Genomic DNA, 18,605 nt, shown 5'->3' with positions numbered 1-18,605 from the left:
ACCGGCTTGAAGCAACCGCCCATGGGGTGGGACACCCACCGCTACAGTGGGCCGGTGGCTGATGAGCGGGTGGTGATCGTCGGGGCGGGGATGGCCGGGGCGCAGTGCGCGGTGGCGCTGCGCGAGGGCGGCTGGTCGGGGTCGGTGACCCTGGTCGGCGCGGAGCAGCACCTGCCGTACGACCGGCCGCCGCTCTCCAAGGACGTGCTGCTGGGCAAGGCGGACCGGACCGCCTTCGAGCTGGACTGGGCGCAGCTGGGCGTCGACCTGGCGCTCGGCCGCACCGCGACCGGCCTGGGGGACGGCGTGCTGGCCACCGACGCCGGCGAGCTGCCCTACGACCACCTGGTGCTGGCCACCGGCGCCACCGCGCTGCCGCTGCCCGGCACGGGCGGGGCAGGGGCAGGGGCAGCCGCGGGCGGCGGCCGGGGGCGGCTGCTGCGCACCCTCGACGACAGCCTGGCACTGCGTCAGCTCCTGACCCCCGGTCAGCGACTGGTGCTCGTCGGGGCCGGCTGGATCGGCGCCGAGACCGCCACCGCCGCCCGGGCGCTGGGCTGCGAGGTGACCGTCCTGGAGGCGGCCGCGGCCCCGCTGGCCGGCGCACTGCCGCCCGAGCTGACCGCGCCGATGCAGCGCTGGTACGCCGAGGCCGGGGTGCGGCTGCTGCTCGGCGCCCGGGTCGCCGAGGTGGCGCCCGGCGCGGTCCGGCTGGCCGACGGCACCGCGGTGCCCGCCGACCAGGTGGTGGTCGGCATCGGCGCCCGCCCCGACACCGACTGGCTGGCCGGCAGCCCGGTCGCCCGGGACGCCGCCGGAGCGATCCTGACCGACGACCGCCTTCGCACCTCGCTGCCGGGTGTGTACGCGGCCGGCGACTGCGTCTCCTACCCCTCGGCCCGGTTCGGCGAGCGGATCAACGTCCAGCACTGGGACCACGCGCTGCACTCGGGCCGCGCGGTGGCCCAGGCGCTGCTCGGGGCCGACCGGCCGTACGACCCGGTCCCGTACTTCTGGTCCGAGCAGTTCGGCCGCATGGTCCAGTACGCCGGCCGCCACCGGGCGGGCGACCAGCTGATCCGGCGCGGCTGCCCCGAGGAGGCCGGCTGGACCGCGCTGTGGCTGCGCGAGGGCGTGCTCACCGCGCTGCTCACCGTCGACCGCCCGCGCGACCTGGCCCAGGCCCGCCGCCTGATCGACCAGGGCGGGCAGCTCGACCCGGCGCTGGCCGCGGACCCCGAGGTGCCGCTGAAATCGGCGGTTGGTGCGCGGCGGCCCTGAAGGATGGCAGGCTGGTCCCGTGAGTAGTGAGACGGAATCCACCATCGAAGGCCTGGTCAAGGACTGGACCTACCTGCCCGACATCTCCGAGCGCTGGGGGGTGCAGGTCACCGAGGTCCGCCAGATGGTCAAGGACCACAAGCTGATCGCGGTTCGCCGCGGCCCCAACAACGCGCTCCAAGTGCCGGCCGCGTTCATCGAGGACGACGGCCTGGTCAAGCACCTGGCCGGCACCCTGACCGTGCTGCGGGACGGCCGGTTCACCGACGAGGAGATCCTCGAGTGGCTCTTCACCGAGGACCCCTCGCTGCCGGGCAGCCCGATCCAGGCGCTGCGGGAGAACCGCGGCACCGAGGTGAAGCGGCGCGCCCAGGCGATGTCGCTGTGACGGCCGGCCCGGCGACCGCCGGCGCCGGGTACCGGGCCCAGCTGGCCGCGGCCAGGCTGTACCTGTGCACCGACGCCCGTCGCGAGCAGGGCGACCTGCCGGAGTTCCTGGACGCGGTGCTGGCCGGCGGCGTGGACGTCGTGCAGCTGCGGGACAAGAACCTGGAGGCCAGGCAGGAGCTCGAGTACCTGGAGCTGTTCGCGGACGCGGCGGCCCGGCACGGCAAGCTCTTCGCGGTCAACGACCGGGCGGACGTGGCGCACGCCGCCCGCCCCCAGGTGCTGCACCTGGGCCAGGACGACCTGCCGGTGCCGGCCGCCCGGGCGGTGCTGGGCCAGGACGTGGTGATCGGCCGGTCCTGCCACGCCGAGTCGGAGGTGGCCGCGGCGCTCGTCGAGCCGGGCGTGGACTACTTCTGCACCGGTCCGGTCTGGCCCACCCCGACCAAGCCGGGCCGCCCCGCGCCGGGTCTGGGCCTGGTGGAGTACGCGGCCAGGCAGCACAGCGACCGGCCGTGGTTCGCGATCGGCGGCATCGACCTGGGCAACCTGGACCAGGTGCTGGCGGCGGGTGCCACCCGGGTGGTGGTGGTCCGGGCGATCACCGCGGCCGAGGACCCGGGCGCGGCGGCGGCCGAGCTGGCCCGCCGGCTGCGCGAGGCGGCTCAGTAACGACGCACGGTGGCGGCCCGGGCCAGCGCGAGCAGCGTGGCCCGGGCCGTCTCGTCCGCCAGCGGGGCGGCGGCCAGCGCGGCCAGCGAACGGTCCATCAGCTGCTCGATCCGCTCCTCGACCTGCTCGGGCGCACCGCTCTTGGCCACCAGGTCGCTCAGCTCGGTGATCTCCTCGGCGGTCAGCCCGGGCGCGCCGAGCCGACGGTCCAGCAGCGCCGCCGAGGCCGGGTCGAGGCCGCGCAGCGCGAGGGCCACCAGCAGGGTGCGCTTGCCCTCGCGCAGGTCGTCGCCGGCCGGCTTGCCGGTGACCGCCGGGTCGCCGAACACCCCGAGCAGGTCGTCCCGCAGCTGGAAGGCCTCGCCCAGCGGCAGCCCGAACTCCCCGTAGGCGGCGACCAGTTCCTCGCTCGCCCCGGCCAGCCGGGCGCCCACCTGGAGCGGGCGCTCGATGGTGTACTTGGCCGACTTGTAGTGCAGCACGGTCTGCGCCCGCTCCAGCGCCCGCGCGTCGGTGGAGTCCCCGGCGACCGGCTCCAGCACGTCCAGGTACTGCCCGGCCATCACCTCGGTGCGCATCAGGTCGAAGACCGGCTTGGCGGCCAGCACCGCGGCCGGCGCCACCCCGCAGCGCACGAACAGCTCGTCGCACCAGATCAGCAGCAGGTCGCCGAGCAGCAGCGCGGCCGCGGCCCCGTACTGCTCGCGGTCGCCGCGCCAGCCGCTGTCGCGGTGCAGGGCCTCGAACCGGCGGTGCACCGAGGGCAGGCCGCGCCGGGTGTCGCTGCGGTCCATCAGGTCGTCGTGCACCAGGGCGCTGGCCTGCAGCAACTCCAGGGCGGCGGCCGCGTCCACGATGCCGGTGCTGTCCGCCGCGCCGCCGGCCCCGCGCCAGCCCCAGTAGCAGAAGGCCGGGCGCAGCCGCTTGCCGCCGTCCAGCAGGAACTCGCGCAGCGCGTCGGCGGCGGCCACCAGGTCCGGCGAGATGGTGGCGAGCAGGGCGTGCTGGCCGGCCATGAAGCGGGCGAGCGCGGCGTCGACCCGGGTGCGGACCGCCTCCACGTCGAGCGGGAGGGCGGGCGCGGGGCTGGGCGAGGTCACTGGGCACTCCGTGGTCACAGGGAACGGTGATCAGACTAACCGCACGGCGGCGGCCGGGCCGTGACGACGGCCGCCGTCTCAGTACCGCACGGCGCTGGACAGTCCCGTCTCACTGGGTGGGCAGAGTTTGTCCGCGCCACCGCAGCGGCGGATAACCTGCCGACATGGCACTCGGCGTCCCCTCCACCAGACCAGACCGCGCCCAGACGGTCCGCGAACTCCTGGCGGCCGGGAAGCGCTCCTACTCCTTCGAGTTCATGCCCCCGCGCACCGAGGCCGCCGAGCACAAGCTGTGGGACGCGATCCGGCGCCTGGAGGGGCTCAACCCCAACTTCGTCTGCATGACCTACGGCGCCGGCGGCTCGACCCGCGGCCGCACGGTCAACATGGTGGGCCGGATCGCCGCCGAGACCACGCTGACCCCGGTGGCCCACCTGACGGCGGTGGACCACTCCGTGGCCGAGCTGCGCAACATCATCGGCCAGTACGCCGACCAGGGGGTGCGCAACGTCCTCGCGGTCCGCGGCGACCCGCCCGGCGACCCGCTGGGCGAGTGGGTCACCCACCCGCAGGGCGTCACCTACGCCTACCAGCTGGTCGAGCTGATCAAGGGGATCGGCGACTTCTGCGTGGGCGTGGCGGCCTCGCCGAACATGCACCCGCGCTCCACCGACTGGGACCAGGACATCCGGCACTTCGTGGCCAAGATCCGGGCCGGCGCCGACTACGCGATCACCCAGATGTTCTTCGAGGTGGAGGACTACCTGCGGCTGCGCGACCGGGTCGAGGCGGCGGGCTGCGAGGTGCCGATCATCCCGGAGATCATGCCGGTGACCAACGCCAAGCAGCTGGTCCGGTTCCCGCAGCTGAGCGGCGCCCCGTTCCCGGCCGACCTGGAGCGGCGGCTGCGCGCGGTGGTGGACGACCCGCAGGCGCTGCGCGAGATCGGCATGGAGCACGCCACCAGCATGTCCGAGCGGCTGCTCGCGGAGGGCGCGCCGGGCCTGCACTTCATCACGCTGAACGGCTCCACCGCCACGCTGCAGATCTACCAGAACCTCGGCCTGCACCGGGGCTGACCCGTCGTGGCGGGCGGGTGCCGCGTCAGGCAGGTGGGGCGCCGAGCGGTAACCCGGTACAGTCGCGGCACGCGCTGCGCTGCGCGGCCGGGCTGTGGTGGAGGACGCAGATGGGCATCGGGATGCTGGCCTTGTACGCGGCCCTCGCCGTGGTGGCGCTCTGGCTGATCGCCGAGCTGCTGCTGCAGAACCGCGCCCCGCTGCGCTGGCGGGCCCTCGCGCTGGGCGGCTTCCTGGCCGTGGTGGCCGGGATGGCGGTGCCCTCCGTGCTGGTGATCGGGGCGGGCGCGGCGGCCTTCGCCGCCGGGCAGCTGCTGGTCACCCTCGCCGTCAAGCGCGGGTACCGGGCCGGCTGGTCGCTGCGCCGTCCGGACGGCACGCTGCCGGGCCCGCTGGCCGGCGTCCCACTGCTCGCGGCGGCCACCAGCGGTGCCCCCGCGCCCGCGGTCCAGCAGGAGCAGGACCGGGTCGGCGAGGTCGGACCGGTGGAGCCGGCGCCGGTGGCCCCGGTCGCCGAGCCGGCCGAGGAACCGGTCGAGTACGGGATCTACGAGACCGTCGAGGCCTACCAGGAGCCGGTCGCCCAGCTGCCGCAGCCGGTCCAGGCCGGCTACCCCTACACCGAGCAGCAGCAGTACGAGTACCAGCAGTACGGGTACTACGAGCAGCAGCAGCAGCAGCAGCAGTACGTGCCGTACGAGCCGCAGTGGCAGCAGCAGTCCTACGACCCCGCCCAGTACCAGCCCGAGTACGGGATCCCGCAGCAGCAGGCCTACCCGTACTACCCGGAGCAGCAGCAGCCCGAGCAGCAGGCCCAGCCGCAGCCGGAGCAGCACTGGCAGGGCTGGCACAGCTGACGCCCCGTCCGCCGACGAGGACTCAGGCGGGTCCGACCAGCCCCGCCACCACGCAGGCCGACATGCCGGCCCGGGCCAGCCCGCCGCCCGGGTGGGCGCCGCCGCCGAGCAGGTAGTGGCCCGGGGTGCCGGTGGCGTTGGCCGGCCGCAGCAGCGTGCCGCCCGCCCCGGCCAGCGCGGGGCGGGGCACCGCGCCGCCCGGCGAGCGGGTCTCGCGCTCGGTGTCGGCCGGGGTGCGCACCACCCGCCACAGCACCCGTTCGCGCAGGCCCAGGCCGGCCGAGTCGGTCCAGGCGAGCAACTGGTCGGCGTAGGCCTCGGCGACCCCGGGGGCGGTCCAGTCGAACCGGGCCTGGGAGGGCACCGTGACGGTCAGGGTCACCGCCTCGTGCTGCCCGTCCGGGCGAAGTGACGGGTCGTCGGGCCGCAGCACCTGCACGGTCGGGCGCGGGTAGGGCCGGGGCACGGCGTCGAACAGCGCGGCCAGCTCAGCCGTCCGGTCGTCCGCGTGCAGCACGGTCCGCTGCACCGCGTCGGCCGGCCGGGCGCCGCGCAGCGCCAGCAGCACGCCGAACCGCCCGGGCGCGGTCGGCTCGCCCGGGCCGGGGGCCAGCAGCACCTCGCCCCGCGGCGCCCGCTCGGCCGGGGTGCCGAACCGGAACTCGACCCCGCGCTGCTCGCAGCGCCGGTAGAACGCCTCGGCCAGCGCCCGCAGTCCGCCGCCGACCGACCAGACCCCGAAGCTCTGCTCCATGTACGGCAGCACCGTGGCCCCCGCCGGGGTGGTGCGCGGGTCGAAGCCGAAGCGCAGCGCGTACTCGGTGAGCAGTGCGGTCAGCGCCGGGTCGCCGCCCAGCTCGCGGGCGGCCACCTGGTCCAGGGTCGGGGCGCCGGGCCCGAGCAGGCGGGCCAGGCCGCGGCGGGGGGCGGCGGGGTAGGGATCGGTGGCCAGCGCACGGGGGTCGGCGGGCAGCGGCTCCTCCAGCAGCGGGCGCCGGGTGGCCTCCCAGACCGCGCGGCCGCGGTTGACCACCGCGCCCCAGCGCTCGCCGGCCCCGGCACCGAGCGCCGCGTCCAGCGCCTGGGCCACTCCGCCGCGGGAGGCGTTGGGCAGCGTGAGCACGGTGCCGCCGGGGAGCAGGTGGCGGCTCTCCGGGTCCACCGGGGTCAGCTCGACCAACTGCTCCAGCGGCTCGCGACCGGTCTTCAGCGCCAGGTCCCGGTAGACCGCGGGCAGGGTGAGCAGGGTCGGCCCGGTGTCGAAGGCGAAGCCGTCCCGGCGCAGCTGCCCGAGCATGCCGCCGAAGGTGTCGCCCGCCTCGCAGACCGTCACCCGGTGTCCCAGGGTGGCCAGTCGCGCCGCCGCGGCCAGCCCGCTGATGCCTGCTCCGATGATGACGATCCGTGCCATGGGCGTCGATCCTAATCGGCCGGGGCCCGGGAATTGTCAGTGCCCGGCGCGAGCATGGGGGAGGTGGGCAGAGGGGCCCGCCAGTCGACCGCCGAGCACTTTGGGGGAGTACCGACCGTGACCGTCACCGACCTCCCAGACCAGCACCTGCCCGAGCACCCGGTCCCGCAACAGCCGATCCCGCTCCGCTCGGTCGACGTGCACCCGGTGCTGCTGCGCGCCGGAGCACCGCCGGCCGCCCGCGACCTGCTGACCCAGGCGCACCGCACGCTGCTCGCCGCCGACGCGGCCGAGGACCCGTTGGAGCGGTACTCGACCGCGCACCTGGCCGCGCTGCGCTGCACGGCTGCCGTCCTCGCGGTGCGCGGCCGCCCGGAGAAGAACCCGCGCCGCCGCAAGGCGATCCGCAGCGCCTGGGAGGTGCTGCCCGAGGTCGCGCCCGAACTGGGCGAGTGGGCCGTCTACTTCGCGGCCGGCGCGCGCAAGCGGGCGGCCGCCGAGGCCGGCGTGCGCGGCGCCGCCTCGGCCCGGGACGCGGACGACCTGATCCGCAACACCGCCCTGTTCCTGCGACTGGTGGAGCGGCTGCTCCAACTGGGGCCGGACGGAGGCAATAGGGTGGGCTCGTAGCTGCCCGATCCGCCCGAGGAGCCCCGCCTTGTACCCGACGCGTCCCCGCAGCGCCCTGCGTACCGCCGTCGTCTGGGAGGTGGTCCGAGCTGCCCTGGAGCGCCGGTCCGCCGAGCTGGACCAGCCGGTGCTGGACGTGCTCGACACCGGTGGCGGCACCGGCAACTTCGCGGTGCCGGTGGCCCGGCTCGGCCACCGGGTGACCGTGGTCGACCCCAGCCCGGACGCGCTGTTCGCGCTCGAGCGGCGGGCCGCCGAGGCCGGGGTGACCGAGCTGGTCCGCGCCGTCCAGGGCGACACCCAGACGCTGCCCGAGGTGGTCGCCCCCGCCTCGGTCGACGCGGTGCTGTGCCACGGCGTGCTGGAGGTGGTGGACGACCCGGCCGAGGCGCTGAGCCACCTGACCGCCACCCTGCACAAGGGCGGCCTGGTCTCGCTGCTGGCCGCCAACCGCACGGGCGCGGTGCTGGCCCGCGCGCTGGCCGGCCACTTCGAGGAGGCCCGCACCGTGCTGGACGCCCCGGACGGCCGCTGGGGCACCGGCGACCCGATGCCGCGCCGGTTCACCGGTGCGGAGCTGCACGCGCTGGCCGCCGCGGCGGGCCTGACCGTGGCCTCGGTGCACGGCGTGCGGGTCTTCGCCGACCTGGTGCCCGGAGTCCTGGTGGACACCGAGCCGGGCGCCATGGAGGCGCTGCTCAAGCTGGAGGAGGCGGTCGCCGCCCAGCCCGCCTTCCACGCGGTGGCCACCCAGCTCCACCTGCTCGCCGCGCTGGGCTGATCCGGCCGGTCGAGAGCCCTCGCGGCGGCCCGGGCACTTCCCGGGCCGCCGCCGCGTTCCCCGGGTGCGGAGCGGGGCAGATGTGGCGGACACGACCGATCGTCCCCCCCTCCGGATCCCGGCGACGGACCGTATGATCTGGGTAAAGCCAGAACGCATGACGGCCGAACGCATGGGGCATATGGACCACGACAAGGCCAGGTGGCGGACCGGTCGCCCCGCGACCGACGAGTAGGAGGACTCCGTGCCGCTCTCGGAGCACGAGCAGCGACTGCTCGACCAGATGGAGCGAGCGCTGTACGCCGAAGATCCCAAGTTCGCGTCGGCACTCGAGGGAACAGGCCTGCGCACCTACACCCGGCGTCGGGTGTACCTGGCGGCCGCGGGATTCGTGGTGGGAGTCGGCCTCCTGATGGGAGGCATGATCACGCAGCTCATCTGGCTGAGCGTGGTCGGCTTCCTGGTGATGCTGGCCTGCGCGGTGGTGGCGGTCGCCGGTTGGCGGCGGCACCCGGTGGCCGGGGCGGCGAACGGGCAGCACAGCGCCCCGCCGGCCCGCCGCAAGGCGAGCGTGATGGACCGGATGGAGCAGCGCTGGCAGCGCCGCCGGGACGAGCACGACGGACTCTGAACCGGTCCCGGGTGAGCGGCCCGGGGCGGCAGGTGGAACAAGGCGAAGGGGCGGGATCCCGCCCCTTCGCCTTCGCTCACTTCCGCAGCCGCCGCAGCGGTGCGGTCAGCCGCTCGCCCAGCCGGGCCGCCCGGGCGGCGAGCCGCTCGCGCCGGGCCCGCACGGCGTCGCCGGCCCGCCAGAGCACCCGGGCGGTGGACGGCGGCAGCAGCTCGGCCCGCAGCCGGCGCCGGCGCCCGGCGGTGGCTCGCAGGCTCTCCCGGGCCGTCCGCACGTCCGGACCCAGCGGCGCGGACGGGCCGGGATCGCGGGCGTACAGCGCCCGCTCGGTGGCCAGCGCCACCCGTCCGGCCGCCGCCCGGGCGCGCTCGCCGAACTGCCCGGCCTCGCTGATCCGGTCCACCGTGTGCCGCGGGCTGAGCGAGTCGTCCGGTACGACGCCCAGGTCCCAGGCGGTGTCGATCAGCTCGGCCCAGGCGGCCAGCACCTGGGCCTCGGTCAGCTCGCCGCCGCCCGGCCCGCCGGCCCGCCGGCGGCCCTCACCGAGCCGGTGCCGCCGCAGCCGCCGGCGCCACAGCATCGGGGTGGCCAGCAGGAGCAGCAGCACCGCGCCGCCCGCCAGGCCGGCGACCAGCTGTGCGGGCAGCGCCCGGTCCGCCGGGCGGGTCAGGTCGGGCGCCTGCGCCTGCTGGTCGTCGCAGCCGCCCTGGCGGCGCAGGTTCGGCGCGCAGCTGCTGGTGGCGCTGGGCGCGGCCGCGCCGTTGTCGGTCGGGCGGGCCGAGGGCTGTGCGGTGCTGCCGCTCGGGCTGCTGCCCGGGGCCGGCGCGCCGTAGGCCGGCAGCACGCCGCGGCTCGGGGTCGGCTCGAACCTGGTCCAGCCGATGCCGGTGAAGTACAGCTCCGGCCAGGCGTGGTAGTCCTTGGTGCCGACCTGGTAGTTGCCCTCGCCCAGGTCGTCGCCCGGGGCGAAGCCGACCGCGACCCGGGCCGGGATGCCCAGCGTGCGGGCCATGGCCGCGAAGGTGGCGGCGAAGTGGACGCAGAAGCCGCGCTTGTCCTGGAGGAACTTGGCGATCGCGTCCGGGCCGGTGCCCGGGTCCACCGAGGGGCTGTACAGGAAACCGCCGGTGGAGGTGAACCAGGTCTGCAGCGCCATCGCCTTGTCGTAGGCGGTCCGCGCGTCGGCGGTCTGCTTGACCGCGGTGCTGTGCACCACGGCCGGCAGGTTGTTCGGCAGCGCGGTGTACTTCTGCAGCAGCGCGGTCGGTGCGGCGGGGGCTTGGCGCAGCTGGTCGGCGGTCGGGCTGACGTCCAGCGAGGTCACCGTGTAGCGCATCCCGGTGGACTTCTGGTTCTTGGCGCCGATCAGCGAGCCGGACTCCGGCTCGAAGCGCCAGTCGCCCTTGACCGTCGCGCGCTGCAGCGGGAACGGCACCGGCAGCCACTGCGAGCTCAAGGTGTCCGAGATCGAGACCTCGGTGGTCATCGCCGGGGCGTCCACCGCCTTCTCCAGGCCTTCGGGGGCCGGGATCGGGTCGGGGATGGCGTCGGCGGGCTGGTTGCCGGGCAGCCAGTCGGTCCCGTTGAAGTCGTCCAGGGCGGTGGTGCGCAGGTAGGCGGTGCGCAGCGCCGGGTCGGTGCCGTGGTAGTGGATCACCACCTGGTTCTCCGGGCGGCGCAGGCCGTCGGCCAGCGAAACCACCGGGTTGAGCGCGTTGATGCTGCCGCCGTGGCCGCCACCGGTGCCGCCGTTGCCGAAGCCGTTGCCGTCCACGATGTTCAGGCCGTCCCAGGGCGGGACCAGGGCGCCGAGCAGCGCCGCGCCGGTCAGCGTGAGGACGCCGATCAGCTGCCCGCCGGTGGCCAGCCCGCCCTTGTCGTCGGCCGTGCCGGCGCCGCGGAAGACCCGGCCCCAGCGGGAGAGCCGGTCCCGGCCCTCGGCGAACAGCAGCATCAGGTAGCCGCCGCCGCTGAGCAGGAACCAGAGCCACAGCGCCCCGGTCTGGTCGCCGGCCAGGCCGGTGCCGACCGAGTAGACCGCCAGCAGCGGCAGCCCGGCCGGCGCGGCCCGCCGGTAGGTCACCGCGAGCGCGTCGACCATGATCGCGACCAGGGCCACCGAGCCGACCAGCAGCAGCCGCAGGCTCGCGGTGGCCGGGGCCGGGATGGCGTAGTTGGCGATGTCGCCCTGGGCGCCGGCCAGCAGCTGGCCGAACTCGTACAGGGCCGGCCGCAGCGGCAGCACGCCCATCGTCATGGACGGGCCGACCGAGCCGAGCAGCAGCAGGTAGAGCGCCACCAGCAGCTGGCCCAGCGGGACCAGCGGTCGCGGGGTGCCGAAGCGGCGCAGCAGGGCGCCGACCACGGCCACCACCACGACCTGTCCGAGGGCCGGCAGCAGCCAGCCCTCCGGGCGCAGCAGTGGTGACAGGCCCAGCATGGCCAGCATGCTGGCCAGGGCCGAGTAGAGGGTCAGCCGGGCTCGGGTGGTCATGCGGTCGCCCCCCTGTCGATCGGTCCGGAGGCGGCCGCGTCGGCCTGCGCGCGCACGTCGGCGCGGCGCCACAGCTCGGCCACCGAGTCGCCGGCCCGGGCCTGCAGCACCGTCCAGCCGGCCTCGCGCAGCAGCCGCAGCTGGTGCTCGGCGGCCTCGTCCACCCGGCCCGGCAGCAGCTGGCCCAGGCCCACCCAGCTGGCGGTGTCCAGCACGAAGGCGACGGCCGCCCCGGCCCGCCGGCGCAGCCGGGCCAGGCTCGCGGTCTGCTCGTCGTCCAGCGCGCCGAGCACCGCGACCAGCAGGCCCTCGCCACCCAGGCGCAGCACCTCCTCGGCGCGGCCCAGGCCGCCGCCGGCGGAGTGCTGGACCACCGCCAGGCTGTCCAGCAGCAGCCCGATCGACTCGGTGACCGAGCCGCCGGTGCTGCTCTTGGCGTCCTGCGGCACCTGCACACCGGTGTCGGTGAGCAGCCGGGTCTGGTAGCCGCGCTCCAGCAGGTGGCCGCCGACCGAGGCGGCACAGGTGACCGCCCACTCGAAGGAGGAGGCCGGCCCGCTGCCGCGGTGCCCGACCTCGCGGGTGTCCAGCAGCACGGTGGCCCGGGAGCGCAGCGGCTGCTCCTCGCGACGGACCATCAGCTCGCCGTACTTGGCGGTGGACTTCCAGTGCACCCGGCGCAGGTCGTCGCCGTGCCGGTACTCGCGCGGTACCGCGTCGTCGTCACCGGCCAGCGCCACCGTGCGCGAGGCGCTGTCGCCGTAGCCGGCCCACTCGCCGGCCAGCTTGATCGCGGGCAGCGGGTGGATCTGCGGGACCACGGTGAGGGTGTCGGCGGCGTTGAACGCGCGGGTCAGCTCGCACATCCCGAACGGGTCGGTCAGCCGCAGTTGCAGCGGGCCCAGCGGGTAGCGGCCGCGCAGGTCGGAGCGGACCCGGTAGGAGACCTCGCGGAAGCCCCGCGGCTCCACCCGGTCCAGCACGAAGCGCGGTCGGGGACCGAGCAGGTAGGGGACCTTGTCCTCGAGCATCAGCAGGCCGGTGGGCACCCGGGAGATGTTGTCCACCCGCAGGTGCACCCGGGCCTCCTGGCCGGCCGGCACCCGGTGCGGGGAGAGCCGGCGGCCGCTGGCCACCCGGTAGCGGGTGCGCAGCAGCAGGAAGGCGGCCACCAGCGGCAGCACGCCCAGCAGCAGGCCGACCCGCAGCAGCGCCTGCTGGCCGAGCAGGTAGGCGCAGAGCAGCGCGGTGATCCCGGCGGCGAGGAAGGAGCGGCCGCGGGTGGTCAGCCCGCGCAGACCCGTCCGCCAGCCGGTCGGGTCGCCGTCCGCCGCCACCTCAGCGGCCCTGCGGGACGGGCAGCCGGTGCACCAGCTCCTGGACGATCTGCTCGGCGCCGCGCCGGTTCAGCTGGGCCTCCGCGGTGGGCAGCAGACGGTGGGCCAGCACCGGCACCGCGAGCGCCTGGACGTCGTCCGGCACCACGTAGTCGCGGCCCTGCAGGGCGGCGGCGGCCCGGGCGGCCCGGATCAGGTGCAGGGTGGCTCTGGGCGAGGCGCCCAGGCGCAGCTCGGGGGAGGTGCGGGTGGCGGTGACCAGGTCGACCGCGTAGCGGCGCACGCTGTCGGCCACGTGCACGGTGCGCACCAGTTCGATCAGCTTGAGGATGTCGGCGGCGTGCGCGACCGGCTGCAGGTCGTCCAGCGGCGAGGCGCCGCCGTGCACGTCCAGCATCGCCAGCTCCGCCTCGGGGCTGGGGTAGCCGATCGAGATCCGGGCCATGAAGCGGTCGCGCTGGGCCTCGGGAAGCGGGTAGGTGCCCTCCATCTCCACCGGGTTCTGGGTGGCGATCACCATGAACGGGGAGGGCAGCTCGTAGGTGGTGCCGTCGATGGTGACCTGGTGCTCGGCCATCGACTCCAGCAGCGCGGACTGGGTCTTGGGCGAGGCGCGGTTGATCTCGTCGCCGACCACGATCTGGGCGAAGATGGCGCCGGGGCGGAACTCGAAGTCCATCCGCTGCTGGTCGAACACGTTGGTGCCGGTCACGTCGGAGGGCAGCAGGTCCGGGGTGAACTGGATTCGGCGCACGCTGCAGTCCACCGACCGGGCCAGCGCCTTGGCCAGCATGGTCTTGCCGACGCCGGGCACGTCCTCCAGCAGCAGGTGGCCCTCGGCCAGCATCACGGTGAGCGCGAGGCGCACGGCCTCGGGCTTGCCCTCGATCACACTCTCCACCGAGGCCCGAACCCGGTCGATCACCGCGTTCAGCTCAGGCAGACCCAACGGTGCCCCCGCGGCCGGCGTGGTCGACCCGGTGCGGTCGATGCCGGTCTGCTCGTTGTAGGTCGTCACCCGTACGCTCCTCGCCCCTCCTCACGTCGGGCCCGCCTGTCCGGCCCCGACCGTTGGGCGCATTCTTCCCTGACCAGTGCCGGAAAGTCACCCGATCAAGCGATGCGGGCCCGGCCGGCGCCGGCCGGGCCCGGAGCGGACAGGATCAGTGGATCTCGCGCAGCAGGCCGGTGTGCACGTCGAAGACGAAGCCGCGGACGTCCTCGGTGTGCGGCAGGAACGGGGAGGTGCGCACCCGCTGCATGGACTGGCGCACGTCGCTGTCCAGGTCGACGAAGGACTCCACCGCCCACTGCGGGCGCTGGCCGACCTCCAGCTCCAGCTCGCGGCGGAAGTCCTCGGTGAGGCCGAGCAGGCCGCAGCCGGTGTGGTGGATCAGCACCACCGCCCGGGTGCCGAGCGCGCGCTGGCTGATCGTCAGCGAGCGGATCGTGTCGTCCGTGACCACGCCGCCGGCGTTGCGGATGATGTGCGCGTCGCCCAGCTCCAGGCCGAGCGCGGCGAACAGGTCGAGCCGGGCGTCCATGCAGGCGACCACGGCGACCTGCTGGACCGGGCGGGCGTCCATGCCGCCGTCACGGAAAGTGACGGCGTACTCGCGGTTGGCCGCGACGAAGCGGTCGGTGATCGTGGGGGTGGCAGTGGGGTCCTGCGGGGACGACTGCTCAGGGGTCACTGTCATGAGTACGACGTTAGTAGGAAGTCTCGAGCCGCGGTGGAGCGGGACCGGATCCCAGGGGTCGGTGTGACGGAGTGCATAGGGCGCGCGTGGCGCCGTCGGGAGGCGGTTGCCCGGGCGGTAGGCTGACGGTCCGTACGCGGCCCGCGGCCTCCTCCCGCTCCGTGTCACCTGACGCACCTTCCCCGGCGCCGGGCGGCACCGCCTTCCCCGGGGCCTGCCCGGCACCATCCGCCGGACAGGCCCGTGAGCGGGCGGGGACCACGGGTGCCCCGGACGCATGCGTGGTCGGTGGCCGGACGGCCGTGGGACAGAATGGGCGGATCCACCCGCTTCCCGGCGCCGCGCTGGCGGCCGTCGGCGGCCCGTATCCAAGGAAAGGCGCCCGCGCGCATGGCCACAGGCAGTCCGGCACCCAAGCACGTCCCGGTCATGCTGCAACGCTGCATGGACGCGCTGGCCCCGGCCATCTCCGCACCCGGGGCCGTGGTGGTGGACGCCACCCTGGGCCTGGGCGGCCACAGCGAGGCGCTGCTCACCCAGTTCCCCGAGGTCCGGCTGGTCGCGGTGGACCGCGACCGGGAGGCGCTGCGGCTGTCCGGCGAGCGGCTGGCCCCGTTCGGCGACCGGGCCACCCTGGTGCACGCGGTCTACGACGAGATCCCCGAGGTGCTCGCCGAGCTGGGCATCGACCAGGTGCAGGGCCTGCTGTTCGACCTCGGCGTCTCCTCGATGCAGCTGGACGAGGCCGAGCGCGGCTTCGCCTACGCCCAGGACGCGCCGCTGGACATGCGGATGGACCAGAGCCGGGGGCTGAGCGCGGCCGAGGTGCTGAACACCTACAGCCACGGCGACCTGGCCCGGATCCTCAAGGTCTACGGCGAGGAGCGGTTCGCGGGCAAGATCGCCTCGGTGATCCTGCGGGAGCGGGCCAAGGAACCGTTCACCACCAGCGCGCGTCTTGTGGAGTTGGTCCGCAACGCGATCCCGGCGGCGACCCGGCGCACCGGCGGGAACCCGGCCAAGCGCACCTTCCAGGCGCTGCGGATCGAGGTCAACGGCGAGCTGGAGGTGCTCGACCGGGCGATCCCGGGGGCGCTCGGCGTGCTCGCGGTCGGCGGCCGGATCGCGGTGATGTCCTACCAGTCGCTGGAGGACCGGCTGGTGAAGCAGTGCTTCGCGGCCGGCGCCACCAGCACCGCGCCGCCCGGGCTGCCGTTCGTGCCCGAGGAGCACCAGCCCTGGCTGAGGCTGGTCACCCGGGGCGCCGAGCTGGCCACCGAGGCGGAGATCGAGGAGAACCGGCGCGCCGCCCCGGTGCGGCTGCGGGTGGCGGAGAGGATCAGAGCCGCCCGGTCCACGGACCGGAGGCGGTAGGCACCCGGGGCACCAGGAGCCCGAGCGGGGGGCGACGGCGGCGGGCGAGGGCGTGAGGGGAACTCAGGAGATGGCGCAGGTGGCCGGCAAGGGCATCCAGCAGGGCAGACTGCTGCCCGGTCAGCTGGGGCGGGCACGGATCACCGTGCGCCCCGGCCGGCCGCGCGGCGGGCGGGGGCGCGCGCCGTTCGCGATCCTGGTGGTGCTGCTGCTGACGGTCGGGCTGTTGGGGCTGCTGATGCTCAACACCTCGCTGAACGACGGCTCGATCCAGCTGGCCAAGCTGCGCCAGCAGACCACCGTGCTGACCGAGCAGCAGCAGCAGGCGCAGCAGGAGATCGACCGGGACGCGGCGCCGGACGCGCTGGAGCGGGCGGCCCGCCGGCTCGGCATGGTGCCCGGCGGCGACCCGGCCTTCCTGCAGGACGACGGCAAGGTGCTGGGCTCGCCCGGCGCGGCCAAGGACAGCCCGCCGGTCAAGCGCTCCGGGGCCGACCTGTGGCCCGGGGCGGGGTCGCCCACCCCGGGCGCCTCGGCCGGGCCGCCGGCCGCCGCCCCGTCCGCCCCGGGCAGCCCCGAGCCGTCGGCGAGCCCGTCCGGCGACCCGTCCGGCAGCGGCCCCGCGCTGCGGGTGGACCCGGTGACCCCGAGCGGGGGTGCCTCCCGGTGACCGAGCCCCGACGCCCGCGCACCCCGGGGGAGCGGCGCCCGGCCGCACCGCAGCAGCGCCGCCCGGGCCCGGAGCGCTCCGGCGAGCGGCCGCGCCGCTCCGCCGAGCCGCGCAAGGACGGCCAGCCCCGCCGCGAGGGCCAGCCGCGCCGCCCGGGCCCCGGCGCCGCCCGCCGCCCGGGCACCGCACCCCGCCCCGGCGCCCCTGCCGCCAACCGCCGCCCGCCGGCCCGCCCGCAGCCGCGCCGGCTCACCCTGGCCGACCCGCGCCGCCGGCTGCGGGTGATCACCGTGGTGATGGCCGTGGTCTTCTCGCTCTTCGCCGCCCGGCTGTTCCAGCTCCAACTGCTGGACTCGGCCTCGCTCTCCGCCGACGCCAACAAGTACCGCTACGTGGACAAGCGGCTGCCCGCCGCCCGCGGCTCGATAACGACCGCCGACGGCGTCGCGCTGGCCACCACCGTGGACGCCTACGACATCACCGCCGACCCGACCATGTTCACCCCCGACGCGCTGCACGTCCCCGACGGACCGGAGCAGGCCGCCGACCTGCTGGCGCCGATCCTCGGCGTGCCCAGGGACAAGCTGGTCGCCAAGCTGCGCACCACCGGGACCAAGGGCCTGGTGCTGGTCCCGCGGCAGAGCTCGCAGACCCGCAACCAGGTGACGGACCTGGCCGCCGCGCTGCGCAAGAAGGTGGACACCCGGGCCTGCCGGGTCGAGAAGGCGCTGATCGGCAAGCCGGCGGACAAGGGCGGCCGGACAACCGTCGACAACACCTGCGTCAACCCGCTGGAGGGGATCTTCTCCGAGCCCACCACCGCCCGGGTCTACCCGGCCGACGGCCTGGCGGCCAACCTGGTCGGCTTCGTCAACGCGGACGGCGCCGGGGCCGGCGGCCTGGAACTGCAGTACCAGAAGCTGCTGGCGGGGGTGGACGGCCAGCAGTTGGGCGCCTCCTACAACAACCAGCTGATCCCCACCGTCGGCGGCAGCCGGCAGGACCCGGTGCCCGGCAGCGACCTGCGACTGACCGTCAACCGGGACATCCAGTGGGCCGCCCAACGGGCCATCACCGACCAGGTGAGCGCGGCCGGCGCGGACAAGGGCTACGTGGTCGTCCAGGACGTGAAGACGGGTCAGGTGCTGGCGATGGCCACCTCGCCCGGCTTCGACCCGAACGACCTGGGCAGTGCCAAGCCCGCCGACCTCGGCAACCCGGCGCTGCAGGACGCCTACGAGCCCGGTTCCACCGCCAAGCTGATGACCATGGCCGCGGTGCTGGACACCGGCACGGCCGGCTGGGACACCCACGTCACGGTGCCGGGCACGCTCAAGCGCGGCGACCACGTCTTCCACGACGACGTGGACCACGACACCTGGTACCTGACCCTGGCCGGAGTGCTGGCCAAGTCCTCCAACATCGGCACCATCGAGGCCGCCGAGCACCTGGGCAAGGACCAGGCGGACTCCAACCGGGTGCTGAACGGCTACCTGGACCGGTTCGGCATCGGCCGCCCCTCCGGCCTGGGCTTCCCGGGCGAGACCCGCGGCCTGCTGGCCAAGCCGGCCGACTGGAGCACCTCGCAGCAGTACACCATCCCGTTCGGCCAGGGCCTGTCGGTCAACGCGCTGCAGGCCACCTCGGTCTTCTCCACCATCGCCAACGGCGGGGTGCGGGTGACGCCGAGCCTGCTGGCCGGCACCACCGGTCCGGACGGCCGCTACACCCCGGCCCCGGCGCCGGCCGAGACCCGGGTGGTCAAGCCGGAGACCGCCAAGACCCTGACCGAGATGCTCGAATCGGTGGTCACCGACGAGCAGGGCACCGGCAACGCGGCACAGATCCCGGGCTACCGGGTGGCCGGGAAGACCGGCACCGCCAACCGGGTGGACCCCAAGACCGGCAAGTACTCCGGCTACACCGCCTCGTTCATCGGCTTCGCGCCCGCCGAGGCCCCCAGGGTCACCGTCTCCTGCGTCATCCAGAACCCGGTCAACGGCCACTTCGGCGGCCAGCTGTGCGGACCGGTCTTCAAGCAGGTGATGGAGTTCGCGCTGAAATCCCTCCAGGTGCCGCCGAGCGGAAGCCAGGCGCCCAACCTGCCCGTCGACTGGAAGCCCTGAACCGTGCAGCCTGAATCCGCCCAGCCCGAATCCGCCTCGCTTGGCCTCCACCGCCCCGGGCCGGATACCCTGCCC

Annotated in this window: 16 protein-coding genes and 1 pseudogene; 11 read left to right on the top strand and 6 right to left on the bottom strand. The window is 75.1% G+C overall.

The genetic code is table 11. From position 1 onward, the window contains the following. Positions 1-54 precede the first annotated feature (54 nt). The 3 genes from C7C46_RS03305 to thiE are packed head-to-tail and all read left to right on the top strand — an operon-like array spanning position 55 to position 2,340. Entirely contained in the window at positions 55-1,281 is a 1,227-nt protein-coding gene (locus C7C46_RS03305) for an NAD(P)/FAD-dependent oxidoreductase (RefSeq protein WP_281278515.1), read from the top strand. A gap of 19 nt (positions 1,282-1,300) precedes the next feature. Then, positions 1,301-1,669: an Rv2175c family DNA-binding protein gene (locus tag C7C46_RS03300; RefSeq protein WP_110665448.1), complete on the top strand. Its 369-nt coding sequence runs from the start codon at positions 1,301-1,303 to the stop codon at positions 1,667-1,669. After that, positions 1,666-2,340 (top strand): thiamine phosphate synthase, encoded by a 675-nt coding sequence (gene thiE, locus C7C46_RS03295; protein WP_110665446.1) that lies wholly within the window; start codon positions 1,666-1,668, stop codon positions 2,338-2,340. The genes C7C46_RS03300 and thiE overlap by 4 nt, the downstream gene beginning before the upstream one ends. Here thiE and C7C46_RS03290 read toward each other — a convergent pair. Next, positions 2,334-3,440 carry a polyprenyl synthetase family protein gene (locus tag C7C46_RS03290; RefSeq protein WP_245984079.1) on the bottom strand — a complete coding sequence of 369 codons (1,107 nt, stop codon included), beginning with the start codon at positions 3,438-3,440 and terminating at the stop codon, positions 2,334-2,336. The two genes, thiE and C7C46_RS03290, sit on opposite strands and share 7 nt — an antisense overlap. A 164-nt stretch (positions 3,441-3,604) precedes the next feature. On the opposite strand from C7C46_RS03290, the gene metF reads away from it, so the two are divergent. Then, a complete protein-coding gene (gene metF, locus C7C46_RS03285) occupies positions 3,605-4,519 on the top strand; it encodes a methylenetetrahydrofolate reductase [NAD(P)H] (protein WP_110665444.1) in 915 nt (304 codons plus the stop codon). Positions 4,520-4,629: 110 nt separating this feature from the next. After that, entirely contained in the window at positions 4,630-5,376 is a 747-nt protein-coding gene (locus C7C46_RS03280) for a hypothetical protein (RefSeq protein ID WP_110665442.1), read from the top strand. Between the two features lie 22 nt (positions 5,377-5,398). Here the strand turns inward: C7C46_RS03280 and C7C46_RS03275 are convergent, their stop codons facing one another. Then, a complete protein-coding gene (locus tag C7C46_RS03275; RefSeq protein WP_110665440.1) occupies positions 5,399-6,787 on the bottom strand; it encodes a phytoene desaturase family protein in 1,389 nt (462 codons plus the stop codon). Positions 6,788-6,819: 32 nt separating this feature from the next. Here C7C46_RS03275 and C7C46_RS03270 point away from each other — a divergent pair. The 3 genes and pseudogenes from C7C46_RS03270 to C7C46_RS03260 all read left to right on the top strand — a co-directional run bounded on the left by C7C46_RS03270 (position 6,820) and on the right by C7C46_RS03260 (position 8,829). Beyond that, a pseudogene (locus tag C7C46_RS03270) lies at positions 6,820-7,417 on the top strand (SAV_6107 family HEPN domain-containing protein). Positions 7,418-7,445: 28 nt separating this feature from the next. Continuing rightward, positions 7,446-8,198 (top strand): methyltransferase domain-containing protein, encoded by a 753-nt coding sequence (locus C7C46_RS03265; RefSeq protein WP_110665438.1) that lies wholly within the window; start codon positions 7,446-7,448, stop codon positions 8,196-8,198. 244 nt (positions 8,199-8,442) lie between these two features. Then, the gene (locus tag C7C46_RS03260) at positions 8,443-8,829 is read left to right on the top strand and encodes a DUF3040 domain-containing protein (protein ID WP_110665436.1); all 387 of its coding nucleotides are present in this window, start codon (positions 8,443-8,445) and stop codon (positions 8,827-8,829) included. Between the two features lie 76 nt (positions 8,830-8,905). On the opposite strand, the gene C7C46_RS03255 is transcribed toward C7C46_RS03260, so the two are convergent. From C7C46_RS03255 to C7C46_RS03240, 4 genes are all read right to left on the bottom strand, one after another. Further along, entirely contained in the window at positions 8,906-11,323 is a 2,418-nt protein-coding gene (locus C7C46_RS03255) for a transglutaminase TgpA family protein (RefSeq protein ID WP_110665434.1), read from the bottom strand. After that, entirely contained in the window at positions 11,320-12,660 is a 1,341-nt protein-coding gene (locus C7C46_RS03250) for a DUF58 domain-containing protein (RefSeq protein WP_110665433.1), read from the bottom strand. Before C7C46_RS03250 ends, C7C46_RS03255 begins: the two co-directional genes overlap by 4 nt. 1 nt (position 12,661) lies before the next feature. Next, entirely contained in the window at positions 12,662-13,609 is a 948-nt protein-coding gene (locus C7C46_RS03245; RefSeq protein WP_110665527.1) for an AAA family ATPase, read from the bottom strand. Between the two features lie 214 nt (positions 13,610-13,823). Further along, positions 13,824-14,360 (bottom strand): beta-class carbonic anhydrase, encoded by a 537-nt coding sequence (locus tag C7C46_RS03240; protein WP_110665431.1) that lies wholly within the window; start codon positions 14,358-14,360, stop codon positions 13,824-13,826. Positions 14,361-14,750: 390 nt separating this feature from the next. Here C7C46_RS03240 and rsmH point away from each other — a divergent pair, with 390 nt between their 5' ends. The 3 genes from rsmH to C7C46_RS03225 all read left to right on the top strand — a co-directional run bounded on the left by rsmH (position 14,751) and on the right by C7C46_RS03225 (position 18,530). Next, a complete protein-coding gene (gene rsmH / locus C7C46_RS03235; protein WP_110665429.1) occupies positions 14,751-15,734 on the top strand; it encodes a 16S rRNA (cytosine(1402)-N(4))-methyltransferase RsmH in 984 nt (327 codons plus the stop codon). Positions 15,735-15,804: 70 nt separating this feature from the next. Beyond that, complete coding sequence (gene ftsL / locus C7C46_RS03230) at positions 15,805-16,404, top strand: cell division protein FtsL (RefSeq protein WP_181442161.1); 600 nt, start codon at positions 15,805-15,807, stop codon at positions 16,402-16,404. Next, positions 16,401-18,530 (top strand): peptidoglycan D,D-transpeptidase FtsI family protein, encoded by a 2,130-nt coding sequence (locus tag C7C46_RS03225; RefSeq protein ID WP_110665427.1) that lies wholly within the window; start codon positions 16,401-16,403, stop codon positions 18,528-18,530. Before ftsL ends, C7C46_RS03225 begins: the two co-directional genes overlap by 4 nt. Positions 18,531-18,605: the final 75 nt, after the last annotated feature.

The organism is Streptomyces tateyamensis (assembly GCF_003205575.1).
GTDB lineage: Bacteria > Actinomycetota > Actinomycetes > Streptomycetales > Streptomycetaceae > Kitasatospora > Kitasatospora tateyamensis.
This window is presented reverse-complemented; position numbering and strand designations above follow the sequence as displayed.